This is a genomic window from Candidatus Pedobacter colombiensis, assembly GCA_029202485.1.
Lineage (GTDB): Bacteria > Bacteroidota > Bacteroidia > Sphingobacteriales > Sphingobacteriaceae > Pedobacter > Pedobacter colombiensis.
In genome coordinates this window covers 3,373,319-3,392,522 of sequence record CP119313.1, presented here as the reverse complement: position 1 = coordinate 3,392,522, position 19,204 = coordinate 3,373,319, and the positions used below count along the sequence as shown (strand labels likewise).

At 40.6% G+C, this 19,204-nt stretch carries 22 protein-coding genes; 6 read left to right on the top strand and 16 right to left on the bottom strand.

The annotated features are described in order from the left end of the window. Positions 1-89: 89 nt before the first annotated feature. A complete protein-coding gene (locus P0Y49_14240) occupies positions 90-1,586 on the bottom strand; it encodes a hypothetical protein (GenBank protein WEK17957.1) in 1,497 nt (498 codons plus the stop codon). A 587-nt stretch (positions 1,587-2,173) separates the two neighbouring features. Between P0Y49_14240 and P0Y49_14235 the strand changes: the two genes are divergently transcribed. Together P0Y49_14235 and P0Y49_14230 are read left to right on the top strand one after the other, a co-directional pair. After that, positions 2,174-2,551, top strand: coding sequence for a helix-turn-helix transcriptional regulator (locus P0Y49_14235; protein ID WEK17956.1), 378 nt, complete (start codon positions 2,174-2,176; stop codon positions 2,549-2,551). Positions 2,552-2,840: 289 nt separating this feature from the next. Continuing rightward, positions 2,841-3,845 carry a T9SS type A sorting domain-containing protein gene (locus P0Y49_14230; GenBank protein ID WEK17955.1) on the top strand — a complete coding sequence of 335 codons (1,005 nt, stop codon included), beginning with the start codon at positions 2,841-2,843 and terminating at the stop codon, positions 3,843-3,845. Between the two features lie 281 nt (positions 3,846-4,126). On the opposite strand, the gene mobC is transcribed toward P0Y49_14230, so the two are convergent. The 4 genes from mobC to P0Y49_14210 form a co-directional block, all read right to left on the bottom strand. Then, the gene (gene mobC, locus P0Y49_14225; protein WEK21799.1) at positions 4,127-6,109 is read right to left on the bottom strand and encodes a conjugal transfer protein MobC; all 1,983 of its coding nucleotides are present in this window, start codon (positions 6,107-6,109) and stop codon (positions 4,127-4,129) included. A gap of 16 nt (positions 6,110-6,125) precedes the next feature. Then, positions 6,126-7,418, bottom strand: coding sequence for a relaxase/mobilization nuclease domain-containing protein (locus P0Y49_14220; GenBank protein ID WEK17954.1), 1,293 nt, complete (start codon positions 7,416-7,418; stop codon positions 6,126-6,128). Then, positions 7,403-7,795, bottom strand: a complete 393-nt coding sequence (locus P0Y49_14215; GenBank protein WEK17953.1) for a plasmid mobilization relaxosome protein MobC — start codon at positions 7,793-7,795, stop codon at positions 7,403-7,405. The genes P0Y49_14220 and P0Y49_14215 overlap by 16 nt, the downstream gene beginning before the upstream one ends. 189 nt (positions 7,796-7,984) lie before the next feature. After that, the gene (locus tag P0Y49_14210; GenBank protein ID WEK17952.1) at positions 7,985-8,893 is read right to left on the bottom strand and encodes a toprim domain-containing protein; all 909 of its coding nucleotides are present in this window, start codon (positions 8,891-8,893) and stop codon (positions 7,985-7,987) included. A 152-nt stretch (positions 8,894-9,045) separates the two neighbouring features. On the opposite strand from P0Y49_14210, the gene P0Y49_14205 reads away from it, so the two are divergent. Then, a complete protein-coding gene (locus tag P0Y49_14205; GenBank protein ID WEK17951.1) occupies positions 9,046-9,324 on the top strand; it encodes a hypothetical protein in 279 nt (92 codons plus the stop codon). Between the two features lie 143 nt (positions 9,325-9,467). Next, complete coding sequence (locus P0Y49_14200) at positions 9,468-9,644, top strand: hypothetical protein (GenBank protein WEK17950.1); 177 nt, start codon at positions 9,468-9,470, stop codon at positions 9,642-9,644. Positions 9,645-9,932: 288 nt separating this feature from the next. On the opposite strand, the gene P0Y49_14195 is transcribed toward P0Y49_14200, so the two are convergent. The 10 genes from P0Y49_14195 to P0Y49_14150 form a co-directional block, all read right to left on the bottom strand. Continuing rightward, the gene (locus tag P0Y49_14195) at positions 9,933-10,733 is read right to left on the bottom strand and encodes a PRTRC system ThiF family protein (protein ID WEK17949.1); all 801 of its coding nucleotides are present in this window, start codon (positions 10,731-10,733) and stop codon (positions 9,933-9,935) included. Beyond that, positions 10,730-11,446, bottom strand: a complete 717-nt coding sequence (locus P0Y49_14190; protein ID WEK17948.1) for a PRTRC system protein B — start codon at positions 11,444-11,446, stop codon at positions 10,730-10,732. Before P0Y49_14190 ends, P0Y49_14195 begins: the two co-directional genes overlap by 4 nt. Then, the gene (locus tag P0Y49_14185; protein WEK17947.1) at positions 11,439-12,539 is read right to left on the bottom strand and encodes a hypothetical protein; all 1,101 of its coding nucleotides are present in this window, start codon (positions 12,537-12,539) and stop codon (positions 11,439-11,441) included. The genes P0Y49_14190 and P0Y49_14185 overlap by 8 nt, the downstream gene beginning before the upstream one ends. 62 nt (positions 12,540-12,601) lie before the next feature. Next, a complete protein-coding gene (locus P0Y49_14180; GenBank protein WEK17946.1) occupies positions 12,602-12,820 on the bottom strand; it encodes a PRTRC system protein C in 219 nt (72 codons plus the stop codon). A gap of 19 nt (positions 12,821-12,839) precedes the next feature. Then, complete coding sequence (locus P0Y49_14175; protein WEK17945.1) at positions 12,840-13,385, bottom strand: prtrc system protein e; 546 nt, start codon at positions 13,383-13,385, stop codon at positions 12,840-12,842. Positions 13,386-13,411: 26 nt separating this feature from the next. Then, on the bottom strand, positions 13,412-13,654 hold the full coding sequence (locus P0Y49_14170; GenBank protein ID WEK17944.1) for a hypothetical protein: 243 nt from the start codon (positions 13,652-13,654) through the stop codon (positions 13,412-13,414). Positions 13,655-13,658: 4 nt separating this feature from the next. Continuing rightward, on the bottom strand, positions 13,659-13,856 hold the full coding sequence (locus tag P0Y49_14165; protein ID WEK17943.1) for a hypothetical protein: 198 nt from the start codon (positions 13,854-13,856) through the stop codon (positions 13,659-13,661). A gap of 53 nt (positions 13,857-13,909) precedes the next feature. Next, on the bottom strand, positions 13,910-14,281 hold the full coding sequence (locus P0Y49_14160) for a hypothetical protein (GenBank protein WEK17942.1): 372 nt from the start codon (positions 14,279-14,281) through the stop codon (positions 13,910-13,912). Positions 14,282-14,364: 83 nt separating this feature from the next. Further along, positions 14,365-14,901: an antirestriction protein ArdA gene (locus P0Y49_14155; GenBank protein WEK17941.1), complete on the bottom strand. Its 537-nt coding sequence runs from the start codon at positions 14,899-14,901 to the stop codon at positions 14,365-14,367. Between the two features lie 48 nt (positions 14,902-14,949). Further along, the gene (locus P0Y49_14150; GenBank protein ID WEK17940.1) at positions 14,950-15,354 is read right to left on the bottom strand and encodes a single-stranded DNA-binding protein; all 405 of its coding nucleotides are present in this window, start codon (positions 15,352-15,354) and stop codon (positions 14,950-14,952) included. A 418-nt stretch (positions 15,355-15,772) separates the two neighbouring features. Here P0Y49_14150 and P0Y49_14145 point away from each other — a divergent pair, with 418 nt between their 5' ends. Both P0Y49_14145 and P0Y49_14140 read left to right on the top strand, forming a co-directional pair. Then, the gene (locus P0Y49_14145) at positions 15,773-16,390 is read left to right on the top strand and encodes a class I SAM-dependent methyltransferase (GenBank protein WEK17939.1); all 618 of its coding nucleotides are present in this window, start codon (positions 15,773-15,775) and stop codon (positions 16,388-16,390) included. Next, on the top strand, positions 16,383-17,048 hold the full coding sequence (locus tag P0Y49_14140) for a GNAT family N-acetyltransferase (protein WEK17938.1): 666 nt from the start codon (positions 16,383-16,385) through the stop codon (positions 17,046-17,048). The genes P0Y49_14145 and P0Y49_14140 overlap by 8 nt, the downstream gene beginning before the upstream one ends. Positions 17,049-17,396: 348 nt before the next feature. On the opposite strand, the gene P0Y49_14135 is transcribed toward P0Y49_14140, so the two are convergent. Then, a complete protein-coding gene (locus P0Y49_14135; GenBank protein WEK17937.1) occupies positions 17,397-19,106 on the bottom strand; it encodes an AAA family ATPase in 1,710 nt (569 codons plus the stop codon). Between the last annotated feature and the right edge of the window lie 98 nt (positions 19,107-19,204).

Below are 19,204 nucleotides of genomic sequence, written 5' to 3'. Positions count from 1 at the left end.
GACGTGCTTATAAGGTTATTCGTTGTAAAGGTAGAATCCGTGTCGGCCATAGCATGGCTGATACTTAATTGTTGTTTATATTTATTATACTAATTGCTTCCCCACCCAAACCTTAAAATAAACGGGCTCCTCATGTCCTCCTGCTGCCATAAAAAGTTATAGCCCACCAGGAAGGTGCCGTTCCATTTGCTGTTGATCTTGTAGCGCTTCATAATGCCCAGGTAGGCCGTTTGCTGCTGTCCGCCAAAGGCATCTTTCAGTGCGTTATTACCGGAAGGTTCCGGTGTCGGGCTGCCGTTTTGCGGGTCTGCATTTTGAGAGAGGTAAGCCCTGTTATCCGGCCTGAAGCTTCTTTCATAACCTGCCTGGAAACTGAAACCATAGATCCATTTCCAGTCGGTATAAGCACGCAGGGTAATGCCTTCATAAGTGATTTTGAGGTGCTGCCAGTCTTTGCCCAGCCCGGTACTCAGCCCGAAGCCGATGCCATAGCTCAGCCTGGGCGTATGCTTGAAACCTACGGAAGCAGAAACATCCATCATGGCAGGTTTCAGCCCGTCTACAGATGCCCTGGAGGTCTGGAAGCTGTATTGCGTCTCCAGCCTTTCGCGGAAAGGCTTTCCTCTTTCCGGGTTCTTCTTGAAAATGGGTTTTTCTATATTTTTGAGATTATCTTTTGTTTCCTTTGCGGCGGCTATGGCTTCCTTGCCCTGGCCCATTGTTTCCTTTGCTTTTCCAATGGCTTCCTTTGCTTTGCCTATTTCCTTGCCCACACCGCCGAGCTTGTCGGTGTATTGCTGCACCTGGTCGGCCATTTGCTGCTGCACGCTGTTCATGCTGCTGCCCAGCTTATCCTGTAACAAGCTGTTCACCTGGCTTTTCGTCTGGAAACCTGCTCTTTGCAGGTCGGCCGCAGTGGCATTATTGCCCAGTCCGCCAAAGGCATTATTGTCTTGCTTCAGGTATTTGTCGAAACCTTCTGTTCCCTGTAAATATTCAAGGGCTTCTGCTTCGGCATCATCGGGTTCGTCGGTCAGCTTTTTCCAGTTTTTGATTTTTTCACGGGCGTAGTAGACATCCTTCTGTATGCTTTCCATCCCTTTAATATTTTGGCTTTTGGCAAGGCTTTCCAGGCTTGCCGTCCGCTGGCTGATGAGGTTATCGATACCCTGTTGCCCGTTCAGCTGCCCCTGTAATTGGCCTAATTCTTTCGGCATGGGTACGCCTGTCTTATCTGCTATGGAAGCAGCGCCCCCCAGTTTACTTTGCTGGTTTTCTATAAAGCGTTGCACCCCTTTGAGGCTGTCGATGGCGGCATTCTTTTTATTTGCAAGCCTTTGCTGGTAACTTGTGTCTTTGGAAAGGAGGGCAATAGAATCGTAGGAAAGCCCCTGCTGGTTCACATATTGCAGGTAGGCAGCCGAATCTTTGGCAGCCAGCTTTTTGAGCAGTTTTGCCTCTTTGCGTTTTAGCCGCCTTAAAAGCCGCTGTTGGATCTTTTGCGATTTAGCAGTGTATTTATCCAGCGAAGTTATCTTGCTATTTAAATAGATAGTAGCATTGTCGATATTCTCTGCTGTTTCCACTTGTTGGGCATACAGAGATTGAAAATGAAGCAAAAGAAATAATGCAAGGATGTATGTAGAAATGTATTTCAGTAATGTTGATTTATATGCTCATACTAAGCATGTAAAAGATAGATTTATATGAAATTGCATTTATGGGGGTGCAAAAGTTGAAAATATAAATGACAAATTTTAGAGGAAATTTCCCCTTTTTAGCTTGGGGAAATTTCCCCATCCAAAAAGATGTTTTCTTTTCAAAATTTATCCCCTGATGGATTTTCAATAGAAAATGCACCATTGCAGGATTAGGAGTCTGGTAACAGTGAAAGCAGGAGCAATTCAAGAATTACTCAATAAATTTCGTTATTCGGTGAACAGGTTTATATCGGTGATAAATGCCATTTTATTTTAAAGGCAGACAAAAATAATGTCTTTTAATTAGTATCCAAATTTTTCATAGTTGCATTTAGTAAGTGTCCTAATTTGCTGAATCCCTTAACTTTGTCCCCTTACAGGTTGCTTACTGCAACTTGTAAGGGTGCAATAAGTAACTTATTTTAATAACTGAGTACTATCAATTCATTCTCTAAATCAATAAATTTATCAAGATGCCGCTCCAACAACAAGAACCTATCCATCTTGGAAGAAAAATTGAAAGCATAAGAAATCTTAAAGGAATTAAGCAGGAAACGCTGGCAAAAGCCTTAGGTATCTCAAGGCAAGGCTATGCGAAAATGGAGAAGAATGAAAAGGTTGATAAAGATAAGCTGGATATAATAGCGGAAACGTTAGGTGTTCCAGCTGAGGCTATAAAAAACTTTAATGAAAATGCCATAATCAACAACAATATATACGACCAGAACAATACTGTAATTAATTACAACATCAATGCTATTGAGAAAATTGTTGAATTGTATGATGCCCTTTTAAAAAGCGAAAGAGAAAAGATTGCACTGTTGGAGTCACTTTTAAATAACAAAAAGTAAATTTTCATATTGCTTTACTTCGTTCCTTACTTCAAAGTCAGCGATAAATACCAAACCGGCGATTTACTAAAATCACCCGGCCATGCCATATCGAAACGGATAGGATAGCCTGCAAGCATGGTTCTTAAGCTATATCCAAAAGAGCTGAGCTGTGTTTTAGGAGGTGGTAAGCCCGGTGCTGTATAAATAGTACAGAAATATGAAGTTTGAAATGCATTACTGTTTTTGTCATTATATTTGAACGCTAAATTCTTTAGTACAACATCATCAATCTATAAAATGCTCTCCCATGAATCACAAACTCTTTGGTTTATTATTATTATCGTCAATTTCGTTGACAGTAAATGCTCAAATCTCCATCAATGCCACGGATTACCCAGTTGGGGGTGGCGTTGTGTATACTTATAAAAGCGATACAACTGCCTTGTCACAAGGAGAAAGTGGAGAAAATAAAACCTGGAATTTCTCTCAATTGAATACCATAACGACATCAGATTATATAACACATGACTGCGGAGATACAACACTTTGCGACACCTTTCCCGGATCTAATTTTTACAATATTAATGTCGGTGCGAATTCCAGCAGTTTTTACATTAAAGATGCATCCGGAATATATCTAAACGGATACTATAAACCCGGGGTGAAAAATACGTTTAATGACCCAAGGCAGATCCTTAAGTTTCCCATACAATATAATACCTCATTTACAGATACCTTTGCAAGTGATGTCAATTTCGGGAATGTTTTATTCTATGTTGAAAGCGGCATCATTTCCGTCAGTGTCGATGGGTATGGTACTGTTAAAACACCAATCGGCACTTATGTAAATACATTGAGGATCAAAACAATTCTTACAATTCATGCAATAGATGGCACAATATCCCAAACTGAAATTTATGGATGGTACCAATCAGGCATAGGAAGCCCTGTGATGGAAATTTCAAATACACATTCTATACCGGAGGGACAACCGCCTGCGTTTCGTAATTATAGATACATAACAACCGCTCCAGTGCAACAACTAGGTATTGAGGAAACACAAAACAAAACAAACAACATATTTATCTATCCCAATCCTGCTCGGAACCAGTTTAGAGTTAATGTTGGCAACCTGAAAAATTATGCCATCAACGTAAGAAATGTTCTTGGTTCCACAGTATTTAAATCATCTCCGACTCTTAACCAAACCGAAACGACAATAACTACTAGCGGTTGGGCAAAAGGGATCTACATTGTAGAGGTAACAGGAATAGATGGTTCTTCTGTTCCCCAAAAGATTATTTTAGAATAAGCCATATCATAATGGGAGGTAGCATATGTCACCTCCCATTATTATGTTACCCAAAGGCGACTAACTAGACATTCCTTATATCTGAACTTACTACAATTTTGCGAGTGTCTGCACTTCAATTGCGCAAAAAACGAATCCTAAAACTTCTTTTTCTGGGATAGGATACATACGTGAACTGTCAGTTGTAATGCTAGTAAGAAGGAATTGATAATTTTCATAATTGAGGTATATGCTAATCTCCTATTATAAATAGTGTATGATTATTTTCACCTTTGCCTAGGTTACTTTTTCTTTATCACCAGATAAGAAAGCGCAGGATCGGCCATCATCCGCTCCATTTCAGAGTGCGCAATATCCAATACATCCTCCTTGATCTGAAGGAAATTCCGTTCCACCATGTCACGGTCAATCTTCCGGATCACAGGTATTTCCTTATAAGCGGCCTCCTCTTTTTGAATGGCAGGGATATCATTGAGTATCTCACAATGAAAGGCTTTGAGTGCAATTTTGTTATCCGGATCATCTGAAACCATACCTACAAATTCACCACTGGAAAGTCCTGCAATCTTACTGGAAGGTACTGCGGACTCCAGCTGTTTTGATTTACTGATGGAAGTATCGCCGCTATTAATCGATAACGATTGCCTGTCCTGCATGATTTTTCCAATCCGTTCTGATAGCTGCTTTGCGGTATCGCCCATGACTTGTCCACTGATCACATTACCCACAATGTTCATGATCACATCGGCTTCATCTTTACCATAATCCTTTCGTAATTGCGACATATCCTGCATTCCTAAAACCGTTGCTGACTTTGCACTGCGTGCAACTGCTATGTGATTGGAGATACCATTGAGGTATAAAGTTGGGAACTCATCGAAGATTAAACAGTTTTTTAATTTAGCTTTTTGATTGACAATTTTCAAAAGCCTGTTCACAAACAAACTGATCACTGCACCATAAATCTGTGATTTTTGTGGGTTGCTGCCAATACACAATATCTTTGGAGCTTCTGGGTTATTGATATCCAGGGAAAGGTCATTTCCGCTTAACACATAATATAAAGAAGGAGATGAAAGCCGGCCCAACGCAATCTTTGCAGAGGCAATCTGGCCTTCCAACTGCTCCATAACATCAGCTAAATAGGCATTGATAAAGGGGTTCACCAGATTCTCCAGCTCTTTCTCTGAACGTAATAAAGTGAACAAGAAATCATAATCCAGTTGTAAAAACTCAATCACATGTGGTAACGTGCAGTAAGCACCGTCCTGATATTTGCGCAGGTACCAGATAATAGCAGTAATCAGATTGATGGGTGATTCCACGAAAAAATCACCTTGCTTTTTGATCCATTCCTTGTTTAGTCCTAATAGTATAGTACGGGCTGATTCTGTAGCGTCCGTAATGTCCACCATCTGTGTGGGATCAAGTGGATTGCAACGGCTGCTTCTGGTTAAATCATCAAAGTTGATGGCGTAAAATGATGGCTTTACCTTATAATGATGCCTGTTTTTTAGCCAGGCATTGTAAGCAATAACAGAGAGGTCGGGGTACTTGAAATCAAATACGAATTGGGTATAACATTTTCGGCTTGTCTGCGTTATAAAGTGCCTTATGACGAAAAAACTTTTCCCGGAACCGGGTGTCCCAAGAACGAGTACAGCTCTAAAAATATTGATGAAATTGATAAAAGACTTGCGCCATTTACCTTTTAGCTTATACCGGGCAGGAAGGTTTACCGAGTATTCGTTCTCCAATAAGCGCTCTTCCTGAGGGAATGTTTCATTGTCGGAATTGAAAATATCATCCCGTAAGCTATCCTTAATGATCCTGGAAAGGAGGGTGCCACCGGAAAGCATCAGCAGAAATCCAATAGTGAGTATCCCTATATAGAGGACCGCCTGCAAGACAACATCCATCCTGGGTATCAGCGCCAAAGCACTAAAGAAATACAGCAATAGCCCTGTGATCAGATAGGCCAAAGCGGTCTTATAATTCATCTTTTCATCCTTTCTTCCTTTGGCTCCCAGTAAGGAAATAGCCAGGAATGCAAGGGCAATGAGTTTGGAATTATGGAAGTTTTTAAAGAGTCCCGTGTTACGGATATTGTCCAGAAGCCTATCCGTAAAGGATGTTGTAAATTGCCACTCGTAAAAAGCAGCATACAAATAATAATAACAATGGATTACCAGTAATACGACACTGATAAGTCGGCTCATATCCAGAATTTTCCTGAGCGCCTGTTCGTTTTCACCTGTCTGCATAGCCATGACGTTGTGTTTAGTTGTTATTGATTTTTCTTTTTTTCTTCTTTTTCTTTTTACCGGAGAGGTGGTAAGGGATGTAGTCTACCCCATGCTCCGGCTCCATCAATTCTTGTAGCAGGCTTGCCGGGTTATCTTGACTAGGTGTACTTGATGAAACCCCGAAACCCTTTTCAGCAGGAGGGTTTGGCACATTAGCCGGGTTAGTAGGTAGGGGTTTTTCTTTACCATTAAGTAATGATGGCGCTGGTATTTGCTTCGGTAAAAAACGGTCTAAGATGCCTTTGGCACTGTAGTTTGTCCCTATCTCCCGACCGTTGAATATAGATTTACTTTTATGGTCAACATAGGTGATGCCATAGATGATACCATCCTTATTTTGCCTTAAAACCGTATGGATGCCGGATGATTGAAGGGCATCCATGAGTTTATTTAAACTATCCATACCGGGTTTCCGCAGTGCTAAATCAATGGTATTTTTAACACGGGTTTTGTATTGCTGCTTGGTAACAGCACCTTTAAGGAATTTCTTTTCGAGGTTTTTTAAGGTTGGCTTATTATAAAATGCGCTTGCTTTAATAGGTACACCTACAGGGTTGCCGCACTCATCGAGTATCCTGTAGAGCAAGCCCCCATTTTTAAATACCCTGGAGCCTTCGCTGCCTTCGTCAGCCCTTACATTGTATTGCCCAAGTAGAGCATTGAGTTCATTCAGCGATCCATAATTATAGCTGTCCAACAATGCTGTAAGTACATTATGGATGGCCCTCCTGGAATCAGTTCGACCATAGATAACCTTAGCAGAACAAGCAGGTTTTAACTTGTAATCGTGTTTGGGCTGGTCTTCAGCCTTAACCAATCCAAAGTCTATTTCGATCTTCTTTCGTGCCGGTTCTGACTTTCGGATACCGAGGTGGTGAAGGTCTATCAGTGTGCCACCAGCTTCCACATTTGTGGTGACTAAATGGAGATGAGGATGTCCGGCATCGAAATGCTGATAGACAAGATAGGGCTGATTTCCAAAGCCTACCTTATCCATATAAACACAAGCGATCTCAACCATTTTCTCTGTTGAAAACTGCTCCAATGGGTCAAAATTCAACGTGACATGCATGCTGTTTACCTTTGCATTTGGATTCTGTGCAGCTAATTTCTGTAGCATCTCCAGCCGCATATTTTCCGTCATATCAGCAAGATTCTTAGGATAATTTTCAGCGTGGATGAGTGTTGCTACACCCTCCTTAACTTTGTTTTCATTGTAGCAAAAGCTGTTGCGGATCGACTTCGAGGGGCTCAGGATTGCAACCATTTGTCCGATGTTTTATTGATGTACAGCTTGATTTCCTCTATGCTTTTTTGCATGGCTTTCCGGTTGATTTCAAAGCCTAACAGCCAAGCTTTTATTTCAGGGTAAGTGGAAAGTGTATGGAGTTTATGTATAGCCTGGTTAAAGTTATTGGCCACGCCACTCAGGTCTTTTCGCAACTCATACAGCTCTTTAATGATGTCGTTAAGCGACTCGTTACGCACTGCTTTAATCAGTGGTTTTGCAAGCATAACACTACGCACGTAGGCACTGAGTTTGCGTTCTGTAGTAGACTTAAAATGCCTTATCAATAAGGCTTCTTCGGCAAGGGTCAGGCGTGCCTGCACCAGTTTTATCCGGTTGTTTTTCTGTTCTTTCATCACTTATCTTTTTCACGTTTAAAAAAGCAATCGTTGTTTTTAAAGCCTGCCCACGACTCCGGAGTAAGGGCAGCAAATTTTGGTTGTATTACAACCATTCATCTTGCCGATTACAGGGCCCACAGGTAATCGGGTTAACCTTTCTTTGAGAGAGAAGCTTTTGGAATTATTGTAGTAGCTCTGGTTTTACTAGGGCGGCTCTTTTAGCGAAGGATCAGATTGCACAGATACGATCCGCTTTTTCAATAAAAAGTCATTAAGGTCTTCATATCCTTTATAAAGGCCGGATTTGTCCTGAAAGCATTTATTTGCAGCTAAGGCTTTGACAGTACAATGCTGTCCGGCAGTGTTGTTGTCCAGATATAAATCCACGACCTCATAGGCCATCATTTGTTCTAATGATTTTTCAAAAAAGGAGAGGCTGTTCAGGATCAGGAAATCTGAATGGGAAGAAGGTATTTTTTGATAAAGGGTAACAAAAGACAGGAAGTCAAAGAAGCCTTCAAAAACGGAGAGTTTTTTATTGCCCTTAATGATGGTAGTAATTGCTTTAGGAGAGGAGCTGCCCTTGAAATAAGGGTTGCGGATTTCATAGCCCCCTATATCATTTTTGAATCCGATTCCATAATAGTTTTTACGGCCAATTTTATAATGCAGCTCTTCACAGAATTGCAACGCTAAATCTTTTGATATCCCTCGTGTAGAAAGATAGCTGATAAGTGAAGGTGCGGTAATGGGAGCGGAGCAAAGGATATTGACTTTTAATGATGGTACATTGGCTATTGGTTGAAAAGGTTTAACCAGCTTTTGAAAAGAAGAAAGATTTGGCAGGCTTTTTAAGAAATCTGCAACGGAGCAGTTGTAGAAGTGCGTGCCAAAGTCTATAAGGTTCCCACCCCAGCCCTCCCCGAAATCGTAGAACCTATTCAATTCTTTATTGACTTTAAAGGAAGGCGTTTTCTCCAGCCTGAAAGGCGAATGGTACCAGTAGTCACTACCCTTGATCCTGTGCGGCTGAAAGCCTATGCTGTCCAGATAATTTACGATGTCGATTTTCCTTGCCTGACTGCAAGAGATGCTTTGCTTTTCTTTTTCCATACTGCACTATTTCGTTTTCACTCATCTTAAAAAGTATGACAAAACTAAGTGCGTGGAACCACAAAAGGGTTAGCTGTATAAATTCTATACAGCTGAAAATCAGCTACGGTAGCTACTTTTGGTGGTGATGATTAACCATTAAAAATGTGCGTATGAAAACAGAAGGGGTAGCCGTCATCTATGATGCGGTTCTGAGTGTTCCGGGAATGGAAGACCAGGTAAAGGTGGATTTAAAACTACAAAGAAAGGATGTGTTGCTGTTGAGCCAGGCCATTGAACGTGGTATCAGTGCAGCAGCTAAAGGGGACAATTTATTAATTGATTTTGCTTCAAAAGAGTCGATCAACAAGCTTGCCGATCTTGCTGCACTATGCCTTGAAAAAGCCGGCATAACCGAACTTAGCAACAAACTTAAGTCTTTGGTTGTTTAAATTAAAGCGGGGCCTGGCCGGCAGGCCCTCCTTTCGATAAGCATATAAGTATGCTGACCAATAATCAAACTAACCTTAAAAAATGGTAGTTTGCAATTGCATCTATTGGGTAATATAAACCATCATACCCAAAGAACTTAAAAATGGACAAGACATCATTAAAAAAGCGACTTGCGGATTTACGCGATAACTATTCAGCTGGTGAAAGGCAATTAAGAAAACTAGAGCAACAAGAAATGGAGCTGAAACAGACGTTGCTTCGAATTTCAGGAGCCATAACCGTCCTTGAGGAAATGTTGCAACAACAAGAAGGAGAATAAGGAGTCAGTCAATGCATCAAAGAGCATGGTGTTATCCCTCACCGAAATAATATTGGAAGTAAGGAAGTGCTTAAGGGGTTAGGATTTACATATAAATCAGCGTTTAACACAATTCAGGATTTCTATAAAACCTGTAACTAAAGAACAATTGTGGTTATCAAAAGCTATAAAATACCATCAGAAAACCCGCAGCGTTTTTACGCTGCACCATTTCCATCGCGCCAAAACTACCCCCGAGTGAAACGAGGCCGTAGTTTTGGCGGCGGTTTCCCGCCGTTTTAAGTTGATTTAAGCCACTTTGAGTGGCTGGCTTACATAAGTGTTCAGATTCGTAAAAATGCCCCTATTCGCGGTCATTCCGCTGCGGAACATATCAGTGAGTAAACAGGCTGCTTTTTTGGCTACTTCTGCATTGATAAATAAACCTTGTTTATCCAGTGCTTCCGCTGCCGAACAGCTTGGCACATCCTCGTCGGATTGGCTTTCCAGTAATTCTTTAAATTCATCTGTGACAAAAGGCAGGTAGCTGACAGGCTTGTATAGTTTTGAATCGGGCTGTTTGATTTTGCTAATGGTCGAAAGTATAACCTGTCCTGTGAATTGTGCATTGCCCAAATCCATCCAATACAAAGGAATATCCCTATAACAGTTATTTTCATCTGCCAGTTTCTTTAGTACGGCTGCTATTTCAAAACGTGCTGCAATCTTATCGACACAAGAAATGTAAATGTTTGCCCTGTTATTCTGTTTATAAGGCAGCTCATTATCAGAGAAGGTATGTTGCACCGCTTTCCAGTTTGTGCCCCAAAAACGGTTAACTGCATTTATCCTTGCCACTGCCTTATTTAACCCGATTTCAGATTTTGCAAAAAGCTGGCGCAGGGTATTTAACTCGCTTACCGTATCATTATCCCAAAGCTGCACCTGAAAACCTGCATGGCCTAATGCAACTAAAGCGCGATTAAGCTTTGCAAGTTCCATAATCATATTACTGCCTGTGCCACCTGCACCCATCAGGTTTACACGGATTGGGTTAGTCGGGTTAATGAGGTAATTATGCACAAAGTGCATGGGTTCTGCTGTTTTCATTTCAAAAGGTCTTTAAGTGAACGGTTTGTTTTTACTAATCTGCTTTCAGGGAATTTATCATCGCTGTTTACAAGGCTGTGCCACAGGCTCACCAAATTACCCTTAACAGGAACATGGCCGCCAATGGTATGGCTGAAATAAGAATTAAAGAAAGCGTGTTCCCATTGCTGAATAAATGTTTCCAAACAGCAATCATCAGTGAAACTACTATTTACAGTACCCATACACACTTTTCCACTACTATACATATTGAAAAACGGGGCATTGAAAAGAGGCGTTTCTAATACAGGTTTTTCCTTTCCCTTGTATGCAAAAACCTCAAGGCTTTTCTTGTCCGCTTTCCAAATGAGCGCAGGTACATGCGCCTGTCCGCAGGGTATGCCTAAACTATCTGTAAAAAATAAGGGCTCTTTCTGCTCAGGGCTGTACCAAACCGCAAAGCCGCTTATACCTATTTCCATATACAATAATTTTTCAGGTAGCAGACCTTCACTTTGCAGGAAGTTGGTTTGCAGTTGCCTGGAAGCTGCAAGGCTATTGGCAAGGGCTACAGATTCGGATGTAGATAAAGGATGTGCATTGATGGGGGAGCCATGATCGTCTATGTCGTAGGCTTCCACATAGATGTCTTTGTCTTCTTCAAGCGTCTGATAGATCAGGAGTGCTTTTTGCGGAAGATAGACCTGTTCAAAAAGTGGGGTTATGTTATTCATCGCTTAGGTTATATAAGATTTCAGAAAGGTTACTTAAAAGCTCAAAAAGGCGTTTTTCAAAATCAAGATTATTATAGTTGCTACCACCGGGTTTATCAAATGTTTTCAATTGTAGCGGCTCATCTACAATGCCATTTTCCTGTAAGTCACTGTTGACCATTTCAAATAACTCGTCAAAAAGCCATCCGCTCTCAGACCACGTAAAGGAGATATACTCATCAGCTCGTGTGCGCTCATCCTCTTTTGCGAAAAACAATTCGGGATTGATGTTTTCATAAAACTTCTGATTGGGGTAATCAAGATAAAGACGGTGTGCTTTTTCGGACACCATAAAAACAGTGGCGTCCCATCCGTCATTTATCTTAAACATGTCCAGTCTCTTTTGCCACTGTTGCAGATGGCAAGTATTAGCCAACTGCCTGCCTAGCCGCTTGCCAAAATAATCCGCTTCCTTAAACTCCGATAAGGCACTGTTATATTCTGCTTTACTAAACCAATCTTCAGGTTCTGATGCTGTCGATTCCTTTATCATCTCATAACAGGTAGCTATATAGTCACCACGGTGATAAGATGGTATATGCGCAACATTCATTAAGTAGGCACATACAGAGAGGAGCAGGTCACATGCTAACCGCTTGCTCTTATCCTTTTGCAGACGGAATAATGGTCTGAGTGGTACGTAGTATAAAGTCATATTGGTATCGTAGGCTTCTACAGTCGTGATACAACATGAACTATTGCTGTTTTCTGTAATCAGAATTTCCTTTAGGAAATAATTTTGCTCCATATAATCTTTTACCTGCCGATAGGCTAGTGCAATATTAAAGGGGAATACCTGCTTGGCGTAATCAATAGGGGTAATGCCTTTGGCATCTACAAAGTGATGATAGGAGCTAAAGAAATCCTGCTGTGTCTGCTTCCAATCTTTTAGGGATGCTTTACCCATGACCATCGGAACAAAACGGCTTTTTAAAAAACCATTGGTAGCAGGTAAATCGGTGCGCTCCTTAATTTTTCTTTTTGCACCTGTGCTGCGTTCCTTGTTGCGTCTAACGCTTTGACTAAGCGGCCTATATTTTTGTAAGGTTTCCATGACTGCTGATTTTGTTGCTTGGGGATAACCCTAGCTGTTTTTCTATAGTTGTTTTTCATGACTTATCCTTTTGTACCTAATGTGCTGACGAACCTATACTGTACTTCATCATCTTTTATAACAGGTCCTTCAATATTGGCGGTGACAAGTTCAGTAAAAGTATTAGCATAAAAATTCATGACGGCCATAGGGCTGAATTTTGGTTCGGGGTCTGATAGCCTTGTTTCCTGTTCCTTTGTTTTATAGAGAAAAATGCGTGGGAGTTCCTTAGCGATTAACATAGTTTTGAATTTTAGGTGATTAAAAAAGGCTCGGTGGGAAAATGACTTTAGATAAATCCTCCCTGCGCTTACGAAGGATGTCCGCATATTCGGGATAGTCGGATGGTTCAGGAACTTTCATCCATGCCTCCCTGTGCTTGCCGTTTGCTTCGAGTTCATCGGCCTCTTTCATAGCAGCTTCATATTTCCGCTCCCTTTCAGTTTTCGGGTTTTCTTCTGCTATGCCTTCCGTCTTGGCTTTAACAGGTTTGTTTTTATCCTTAACCATCTTGGCGTTCAGCTTTGCGATTTCCTGTTGTTTGAGGTAATGCTCCATATTGCTGTGGATTTCAAATGTTCCTGTAAAGGCAGTGTTCAGATCAGGGAAGAAGCAAGTGTCCAACCTGATAGGGCTATCATTAAAATTGAGCGTTGGGATTATTTTTCTTGCACTGTCCCCACACGTTTCATCCTTATAGAGTACTGATACAATCATCTTGTTTTCCAGTTGCTTGATGACTACAACCCATTCGCTGTTACTGGCCGCAGGTAAGGCCGCAAGCGATTGAAAGAAATTCGTTTCCATGATTTTTAATTTTTGTGATTGAATAATTAAGCGTTGAGGATTAGAAAAAGGCCGAGTAGTATCAGGCCATAGGATGCCCATTTGAAAACCCATTCCAAAAAGAAAACGAGCAGTACCCATGCAAAACAGGAAGTGTTGAAATGCTGTAAGCCTCCCGCGCCCCTTCGTCTGTATTGTCTGCCGCCAATGATATATCGGGTGATTATGCCCATGCTAAGGGCAACTATGCCCCATAGCATGGGGTCGGTGGTGTCGATTAGATGTTTCATGATTTTAAATTTTGTCTTTGTTATCCATTTCTAATTGTAGCTGCATTAGTTTTTGCTGCATGTCCTTCCAATAGCGAAGCCTTTGCTGATCGAACCGTTGTAAGGATGGCGTGTCGGCTGCATCTTCGTGTGTGAGTTCAATGAACAATTCTACCTGCTCTATAGCGGCTTTCAGGTCTGTGACGATGATAATGCCGCCCATTAAATCTGTTATTTGCATTGCTGTAAATTTTTATGGTGAATGGTAATAGCTTTTTACCCAAAAAGGACACTGACCATTTTCTGAAACTTTGGGTGGTCGGTTCTGTTGTCTGCGTATTTTACAATGCAGTCATTGGTAAACATGGCCATGTGTCCATAAAATAACTGGTCGCTGAATACCTTACTGCTGCGCTCTAGGTTATACCTGTATTTATGGATAACCTTTTCTGTTTCTATGGCAAGGCTGTACCAAAAATCAAAGGTGATAAAGCCATCTGCCCATTGCTGCCTTAGTTTTATTTCATGTTCTTTTAGGTACTGACTGCGTTCTAGTATAGCTGCTATAATGGGCGCTTTTTCTTCGGGGAACAATTCAATGAGAATCCTTCCTTTTTCTGTATTCGTTAATAGGTTCAGTGCTTTCATGATCTTAATTTTTTAGTGTAAAGCAGACGGGGCATCCCCGTCTGCATGGGTTTTGATTTCCTTCATTTTGAAAACCTGTCGGGTTAGGAATTATAAAATACATACCCGTCTTCGCTCCAATAGCTGTCACCAAAAAGATCGTTTGCGTAGGCTTCATAATCGAAATAGGATTTCGCAAACTCTGACAGGTCATTGCGCTGCTGTGCTAACTCGTACGCAAAATCTTTCTCACTATCATACTCGCCTATATAATCATCCTTAAAATCTGCTATGAGATCGTCGGTGTCCTCAGATGAAAGTTTTCTACCCGTATTGTTGCACCATATCAAAAAAGGGGTTGTTTCTGAATCGCCTAAATCCTCCAAAGCATCGCGTACCATAAAAAACTTTTCAGAAAGGGAGCATTCACTTACCAACTCTTCGGGTATGTGTTCGTAGTCCTGAAACATATACTCAGGGTCTTGTTCATCCTTATGCAACAAAGCACAGGCTTCGTAAAATTCCGTGATGTCGCTGTAGTCGCTAAGTTTCAGCCATTTTCCAAATAGTGAACCGTCATTGTATTTCGCATAAGTGCCTACATAGATGGCTGCTTCTGCTATATTGCTATCGTGTGCCATGATATTTGTAATTAAAATGATTTGAAATTTTGTTGATTGAGAACCTGTTTAAAATGGCAAATCGTCATTGCCCTGCGTGCTTTGAACCGCTGCTGTAGCCAGATTGCTGAGGTTTGCGCTGTGTTGCCCATTGGAAGCCCCCCGAATTGGGGACAGTGTTTTGAAGTCATTGACATGACAGGTTATTGAACCTGCTGCCTCGCCATTGTTCTTTGTAAACACATTCATGCCGATACGCCCATATAGCTGTACCATAACACCTTTTCTTAACCGATTTGTAGCCTTTGTACTCAGCCAATAAGCACAGTTTACATAGGTGGTGATTTCCTGAAAGGTTCCGCCTTTGGGTTTGTAGCCGTCATTGATGGCGATTGAAAAATTAACGACCTCTTTGCCGCTCCTTGTGGTGTTTACCGTTGCATCTGCGGTAATCCTGCCTGTGATGATTTCCATAACATTTGTTTTTTAGTTGTGAACACTGTTTTGTTTCGCTCTCTTTTCCCCTTTTTTCCAAAAGAATTTTTCAAAAGAAAAAACGGGAAAAAAGAAAGCTGAAAAGGAATGGCTGAAGGGACCGGAGGGCTATAAGTCCCGAAGGGTGGCGAAACGGCAGTGCGCCATTATGCGCCCGCAGGTACAGGCAGACATTATCTTAGCTGCCCTTTTTGTCCGTTTCGATTGAAAAATTTATATGTCGCAGATGAGCTTACTTTTTAAAAATGAGCTTAACCGATTGGTCGAAGGCAATAAATGGATCAAAAGCTGTAAAATCAGGGTTCGTCAAAGCTTGCACCGAAAGAGAATGCAAAGTTTTTCTGGAATTTTGGTCAGCTTAAAACGATGAGGATTATATTTACTGAATAATCTAAAAATGGTGGATAAGAAATTACATTGGGAAAACGTCTTTACAAATAAGCAAGCCCATGAAGTAAGCTGGACACAGGATGTACCCCATACTTCTCTGGATTTCATAGATGGCTTTAATCTTCCGAAAACGGCAAGTATTATTGATATAGGGGGTGGAGACAGTAAACTGGTAGATTTTCTTTTAGCAAAAGGCTATCGGAACATTACAGTATTGGATATTTCGGAAAAGGCATTGGAGAGGGCAAAATTGCGGTTGGGAGAGCAGTCGGCCTTAGTGAAATGGATCGTATCTGACATTACCGAATTTGAGCCGGATCAGGGCTATGATATCTGGCATGACCGGGCAGCATTCCATTTCTTAACCACCGAGGAACAGATTAGCCGTTACATTACAATAGCGAGCAGAGCAGTTAAGCAGTATATGGTTATTGGAACATTTTCAAATGACGGGCCGCAAAAATGCAGCGGTTTAGAAATTAGGCAATATTCAGGGGAGACATTAAGTGGCCAGTTCGCCGGGTATTTCGAGAAAATAAAGTGTGTAACGGAAGATCATATAACCCCATTCCAGACAAAGCAAAATTTCTTGTTTTGTAGCTTTTCCCCGATTTGCAATGCCTAATCAAAGCATCCTTCATGAGGTTAACCCTTATATTGTCCAGACGTGGCTTAAAGGTTGGTCTGCTGCAAGGCAGCTACCTGCGCCAGTTATAGATGGCGAAATGCTTTTTGTAAATGTTGGTTGGCCCAATCAGGTCATGCGTTATGTTTTTGCTGCGCCCACGGATCAATTGAGACATTTGGCAGAAACCATTACTGATCCCTGGATTTTCCTAAAAGTCTGCGCTACCGCAGATCTAATGAAAGAATTATTACCCCTACGTTGGGTGATTCAAGCCCCGGCATATATGATGACCTGTAATAATAAAATGACATTATCAATAACAGAACTACCCAAAGGTTACACCATTGATATAAATAAGGAGACTGCTGTTCCTATTGTTAGGATACTTACACCAGAGCAGGAAGAGGCAGCCATTGGCCGGGTTGTGTTTGTGGATGGATTCGCAATATATGACCGAATTGAAACCCATCCCGGTCATCGACGAAATGGATTGGGAAGTATAGTGATGAAGACACTGGAAGCATTAGCAATAGATCATGGTATAAAAAAAGGGATACTCGTAGCCACAACGGAAGGCAAGTCGCTATATGAAAAACTGGGCTGGAAAATTTATACACCTTATACTACAGCCGTTATTCCTGCATTGATAACTTAATGCTTAATTAGCCTGAATAATTGCTGAATAGCCATGCCTGTCATGGGCTTTACAAGATAAATATTAAAAAAATAATGAATGTCTGTTTTTAGTTGACTTAAAAATCACCTATATTTTGTCTTTGGGAATTTATATTGAAACCGCAAATTTCCAGATTGCGCCTTATACTTACTAATAAATTGCCCCTCTATTCCAGAAGCACTAAAACTTTGGGATTTATCACCAAATTAAAAAGGTAGTAGTACGATATAGAATTAGTGAAGTCTGTATCGTAGCTCGACCAATTGATAACACCAATATAAAGTATAAATTATAAGATCACTGATTTCGAGGTAAAAATGAGCTTTTTTAGTTTTCTATTTCATGGTTGCCCTTTTTCCAAAGATCATCTTTTATCTTATCAAATATCGGTGTGGCTATGAATTTTGAAGGTTGAAAAACGTTCGCATTCTTTCCGATCTCCTTCTGGAGGCTTGCCTTCAGCTGGCCTAATACAGTTTTGCCATGAGAATATCTTAATGGATTATCCTTTATGTTTTTTTCCGCAACCTCAACATTTTCCCCAGCCTTGTGGCCTTGTTTGTTTTTAAGAGATTTATCGGTGAGCGTATTAACGTACTTCTTTCTAGACTTTTCGCTAGCATTTGCAATTGCAAGGGTTATTAATTCCTCCGCTCTTTGAATTGTAACTTCCGGGAAAATATGATTAATATGTTCACTGTTTAGCAAATGGGCTTCTATATCAGTTCCAGTAGTCACAAAATGGTATTCTATGTTTTGATTGTAGCCATGTAGAATTTCTTCCATTTCAGGATCTTCATAATAATCCCTATCTCTATGAATAGCTATTTTAATGTTAGGGGCATTTTTCAATATGAATGCAGAAAGTACGTTTGCTGTCTTTACATCAGAGCAACCTTTGTATGACCAAATATCTATTTCGTCAGTTGGGATACCGGAAGCTTGAACTATTGTTTTAATTGGAATTTGGTCTTCGTCTTCAGTTAATACTATCAATTTGAGCTTGTCATTTTTTAAAAGGTCACCTTTATCTAAAGCGCCAATATCCATCAGTACATTTACTATACTGAGTTCTTCGTTCAGTATTTTTCCTGAGTTGATCCAATTTATTTTTGCAATAGGTTCAAGTTCGTAAAGAAAATGTCTGGAATGTGTACTAATGATCACCTGAAATTCTTTTTCAACGGAAAGTTCAAAGAGCTTTTTGGCAAGCTTACGTTGATTGTTAGGATGTAAGTGCGCATCCGGTTCATCCAAAAGGAGTATTTTGGGTTTATATATATAGATATAGGCGAGGATTTGAATAATTTGAAGGAAACCTGTACCAGCAGCATCAATAGGCAAGTTTTTACCATCGTAGTTGATTCTGACATTTAAATGTTCATCTCTTTCTTTATCAAAATAAACAAGTATGTCAACATCAGGAAATATGTCCTTAACATCTTTCATAAAAGCTTGCCAGTCCTGTTCCTTGGTATGAAGAAGCCAAATTATGTTTCTAAAGACGTTATTAGCGTCTCCCCTTGCTGCGGCCCGTCTGACTAAACCAGGGCTCTTTAATTCCTCATAGCCTGGTATTCCGGCTAAGCCCGGTACATAAATAGAAAATGGTTCCTCTATTTTTCTAAGTAGATCACCTATGGGCCGGTTGTGAATTTCAGTTGCAATATTTTTATTCTTTCCCTTTCTAATGAGGACTTTACTGTGATCTTGACTATCCTTTTCAAAGAAATCAACTTGTATGGCCGACACCATCTCTGTTTTTAATTTACCTCCGTATGCTAAGGAATAAACATCTCTAAATGGTGCGTAGATCAGTTGTTCCGGGGTTAAAGAGGTGGGAAGTTTGCCATTTGTTCTGTTCCATTTAGTATACTCAAAATTTGTGGTTTGCGATACCGAAACAGCAAATTGAATTGCCTGGAGAATACTGCTCTTACCAGAGTTATTGGAACCAACCAGTACATTTAGGTTTTCAAGTTCAAGTGTAAGATCACTGATGTTTTTAAAGTTCCGAATCTGAATTTTTTCGATCATAGAGGTTAATTGATCGGTAAATATAAACAGCTTTAGGATAAAATAATATTATTCGTATATTTAATTATATTGGACTCAGAATTCTATTTAGGTCAAGT

What these genes read in the sequence shown, in the direction of transcription:
- P0Y49_14180 (WEK17946.1), bottom strand. Translation starts at nt 12,820, where the DNA reads ATGTTAATCGCTAAGGAACTCCCACGCATTTTTCTCTATAAAACAAAG.
- P0Y49_14205 (WEK17951.1), top strand. Translation starts at nt 9,046, where the DNA reads ATGAAAACAGAAGGGGTAGCCGTCATCTATGATGCGGTTCTGAGTGTT.
- mobC (WEK21799.1), bottom strand. Translation starts at nt 6,109, where the DNA reads ATGCAGACAGGTGAAAACGAACAGGCGCTCAGGAAAATTCTGGATATG.
- P0Y49_14185 (WEK17947.1), bottom strand. Translation starts at nt 12,539, where the DNA reads ATGGAAACCTTACAAAAATATAGGCCGCTTAGTCAAAGCGTTAGACGC.
- P0Y49_14155 (WEK17941.1), bottom strand. Translation starts at nt 14,901, where the DNA reads ATGGCACACGATAGCAATATAGCAGAAGCAGCCATCTATGTAGGCACT.
- P0Y49_14135 (WEK17937.1), bottom strand. Translation starts at nt 19,106, where the DNA reads ATGATCGAAAAAATTCAGATTCGGAACTTTAAAAACATCAGTGATCTT.
- P0Y49_14145 (WEK17939.1), top strand. Translation starts at nt 15,773, where the DNA reads ATGGTGGATAAGAAATTACATTGGGAAAACGTCTTTACAAATAAGCAA.
- P0Y49_14195 (WEK17949.1), bottom strand. Translation starts at nt 10,733, where the DNA reads ATGAAAACAGCAGAACCCATGCACTTTGTGCATAATTACCTCATTAAC.
- P0Y49_14220 (WEK17954.1), bottom strand. Translation starts at nt 7,418, where the DNA reads ATGGTTGCAATCCTGAGCCCCTCGAAGTCGATCCGCAACAGCTTTTGC.
- P0Y49_14235 (WEK17956.1), top strand. Translation starts at nt 2,174, where the DNA reads ATGCCGCTCCAACAACAAGAACCTATCCATCTTGGAAGAAAAATTGAA.
- P0Y49_14150 (WEK17940.1), bottom strand. Translation starts at nt 15,354, where the DNA reads ATGGAAATCATCACAGGCAGGATTACCGCAGATGCAACGGTAAACACC.
- P0Y49_14175 (WEK17945.1), bottom strand. Translation starts at nt 13,385, where the DNA reads ATGGAAACGAATTTCTTTCAATCGCTTGCGGCCTTACCTGCGGCCAGT.
- P0Y49_14165 (WEK17943.1), bottom strand. Translation starts at nt 13,856, where the DNA reads ATGGGCGGCATTATCATCGTCACAGACCTGAAAGCCGCTATAGAGCAG.
- P0Y49_14160 (WEK17942.1), bottom strand. Translation starts at nt 14,281, where the DNA reads ATGAAAGCACTGAACCTATTAACGAATACAGAAAAAGGAAGGATTCTC.
- P0Y49_14215 (WEK17953.1), bottom strand. Translation starts at nt 7,795, where the DNA reads ATGAAAGAACAGAAAAACAACCGGATAAAACTGGTGCAGGCACGCCTG.
- P0Y49_14200 (WEK17950.1), top strand. Translation starts at nt 9,468, where the DNA reads ATGGACAAGACATCATTAAAAAAGCGACTTGCGGATTTACGCGATAAC.
- P0Y49_14170 (WEK17944.1), bottom strand. Translation starts at nt 13,654, where the DNA reads ATGAAACATCTAATCGACACCACCGACCCCATGCTATGGGGCATAGTT.
- P0Y49_14140 (WEK17938.1), top strand. Translation starts at nt 16,383, where the DNA reads ATGCCTAATCAAAGCATCCTTCATGAGGTTAACCCTTATATTGTCCAG.
- P0Y49_14210 (WEK17952.1), bottom strand. Translation starts at nt 8,893, where the DNA reads ATGGAAAAAGAAAAGCAAAGCATCTCTTGCAGTCAGGCAAGGAAAATC.
- P0Y49_14190 (WEK17948.1), bottom strand. Translation starts at nt 11,446, where the DNA reads ATGAATAACATAACCCCACTTTTTGAACAGGTCTATCTTCCGCAAAAA.
- P0Y49_14230 (WEK17955.1), top strand. Translation starts at nt 2,841, where the DNA reads ATGAATCACAAACTCTTTGGTTTATTATTATTATCGTCAATTTCGTTG.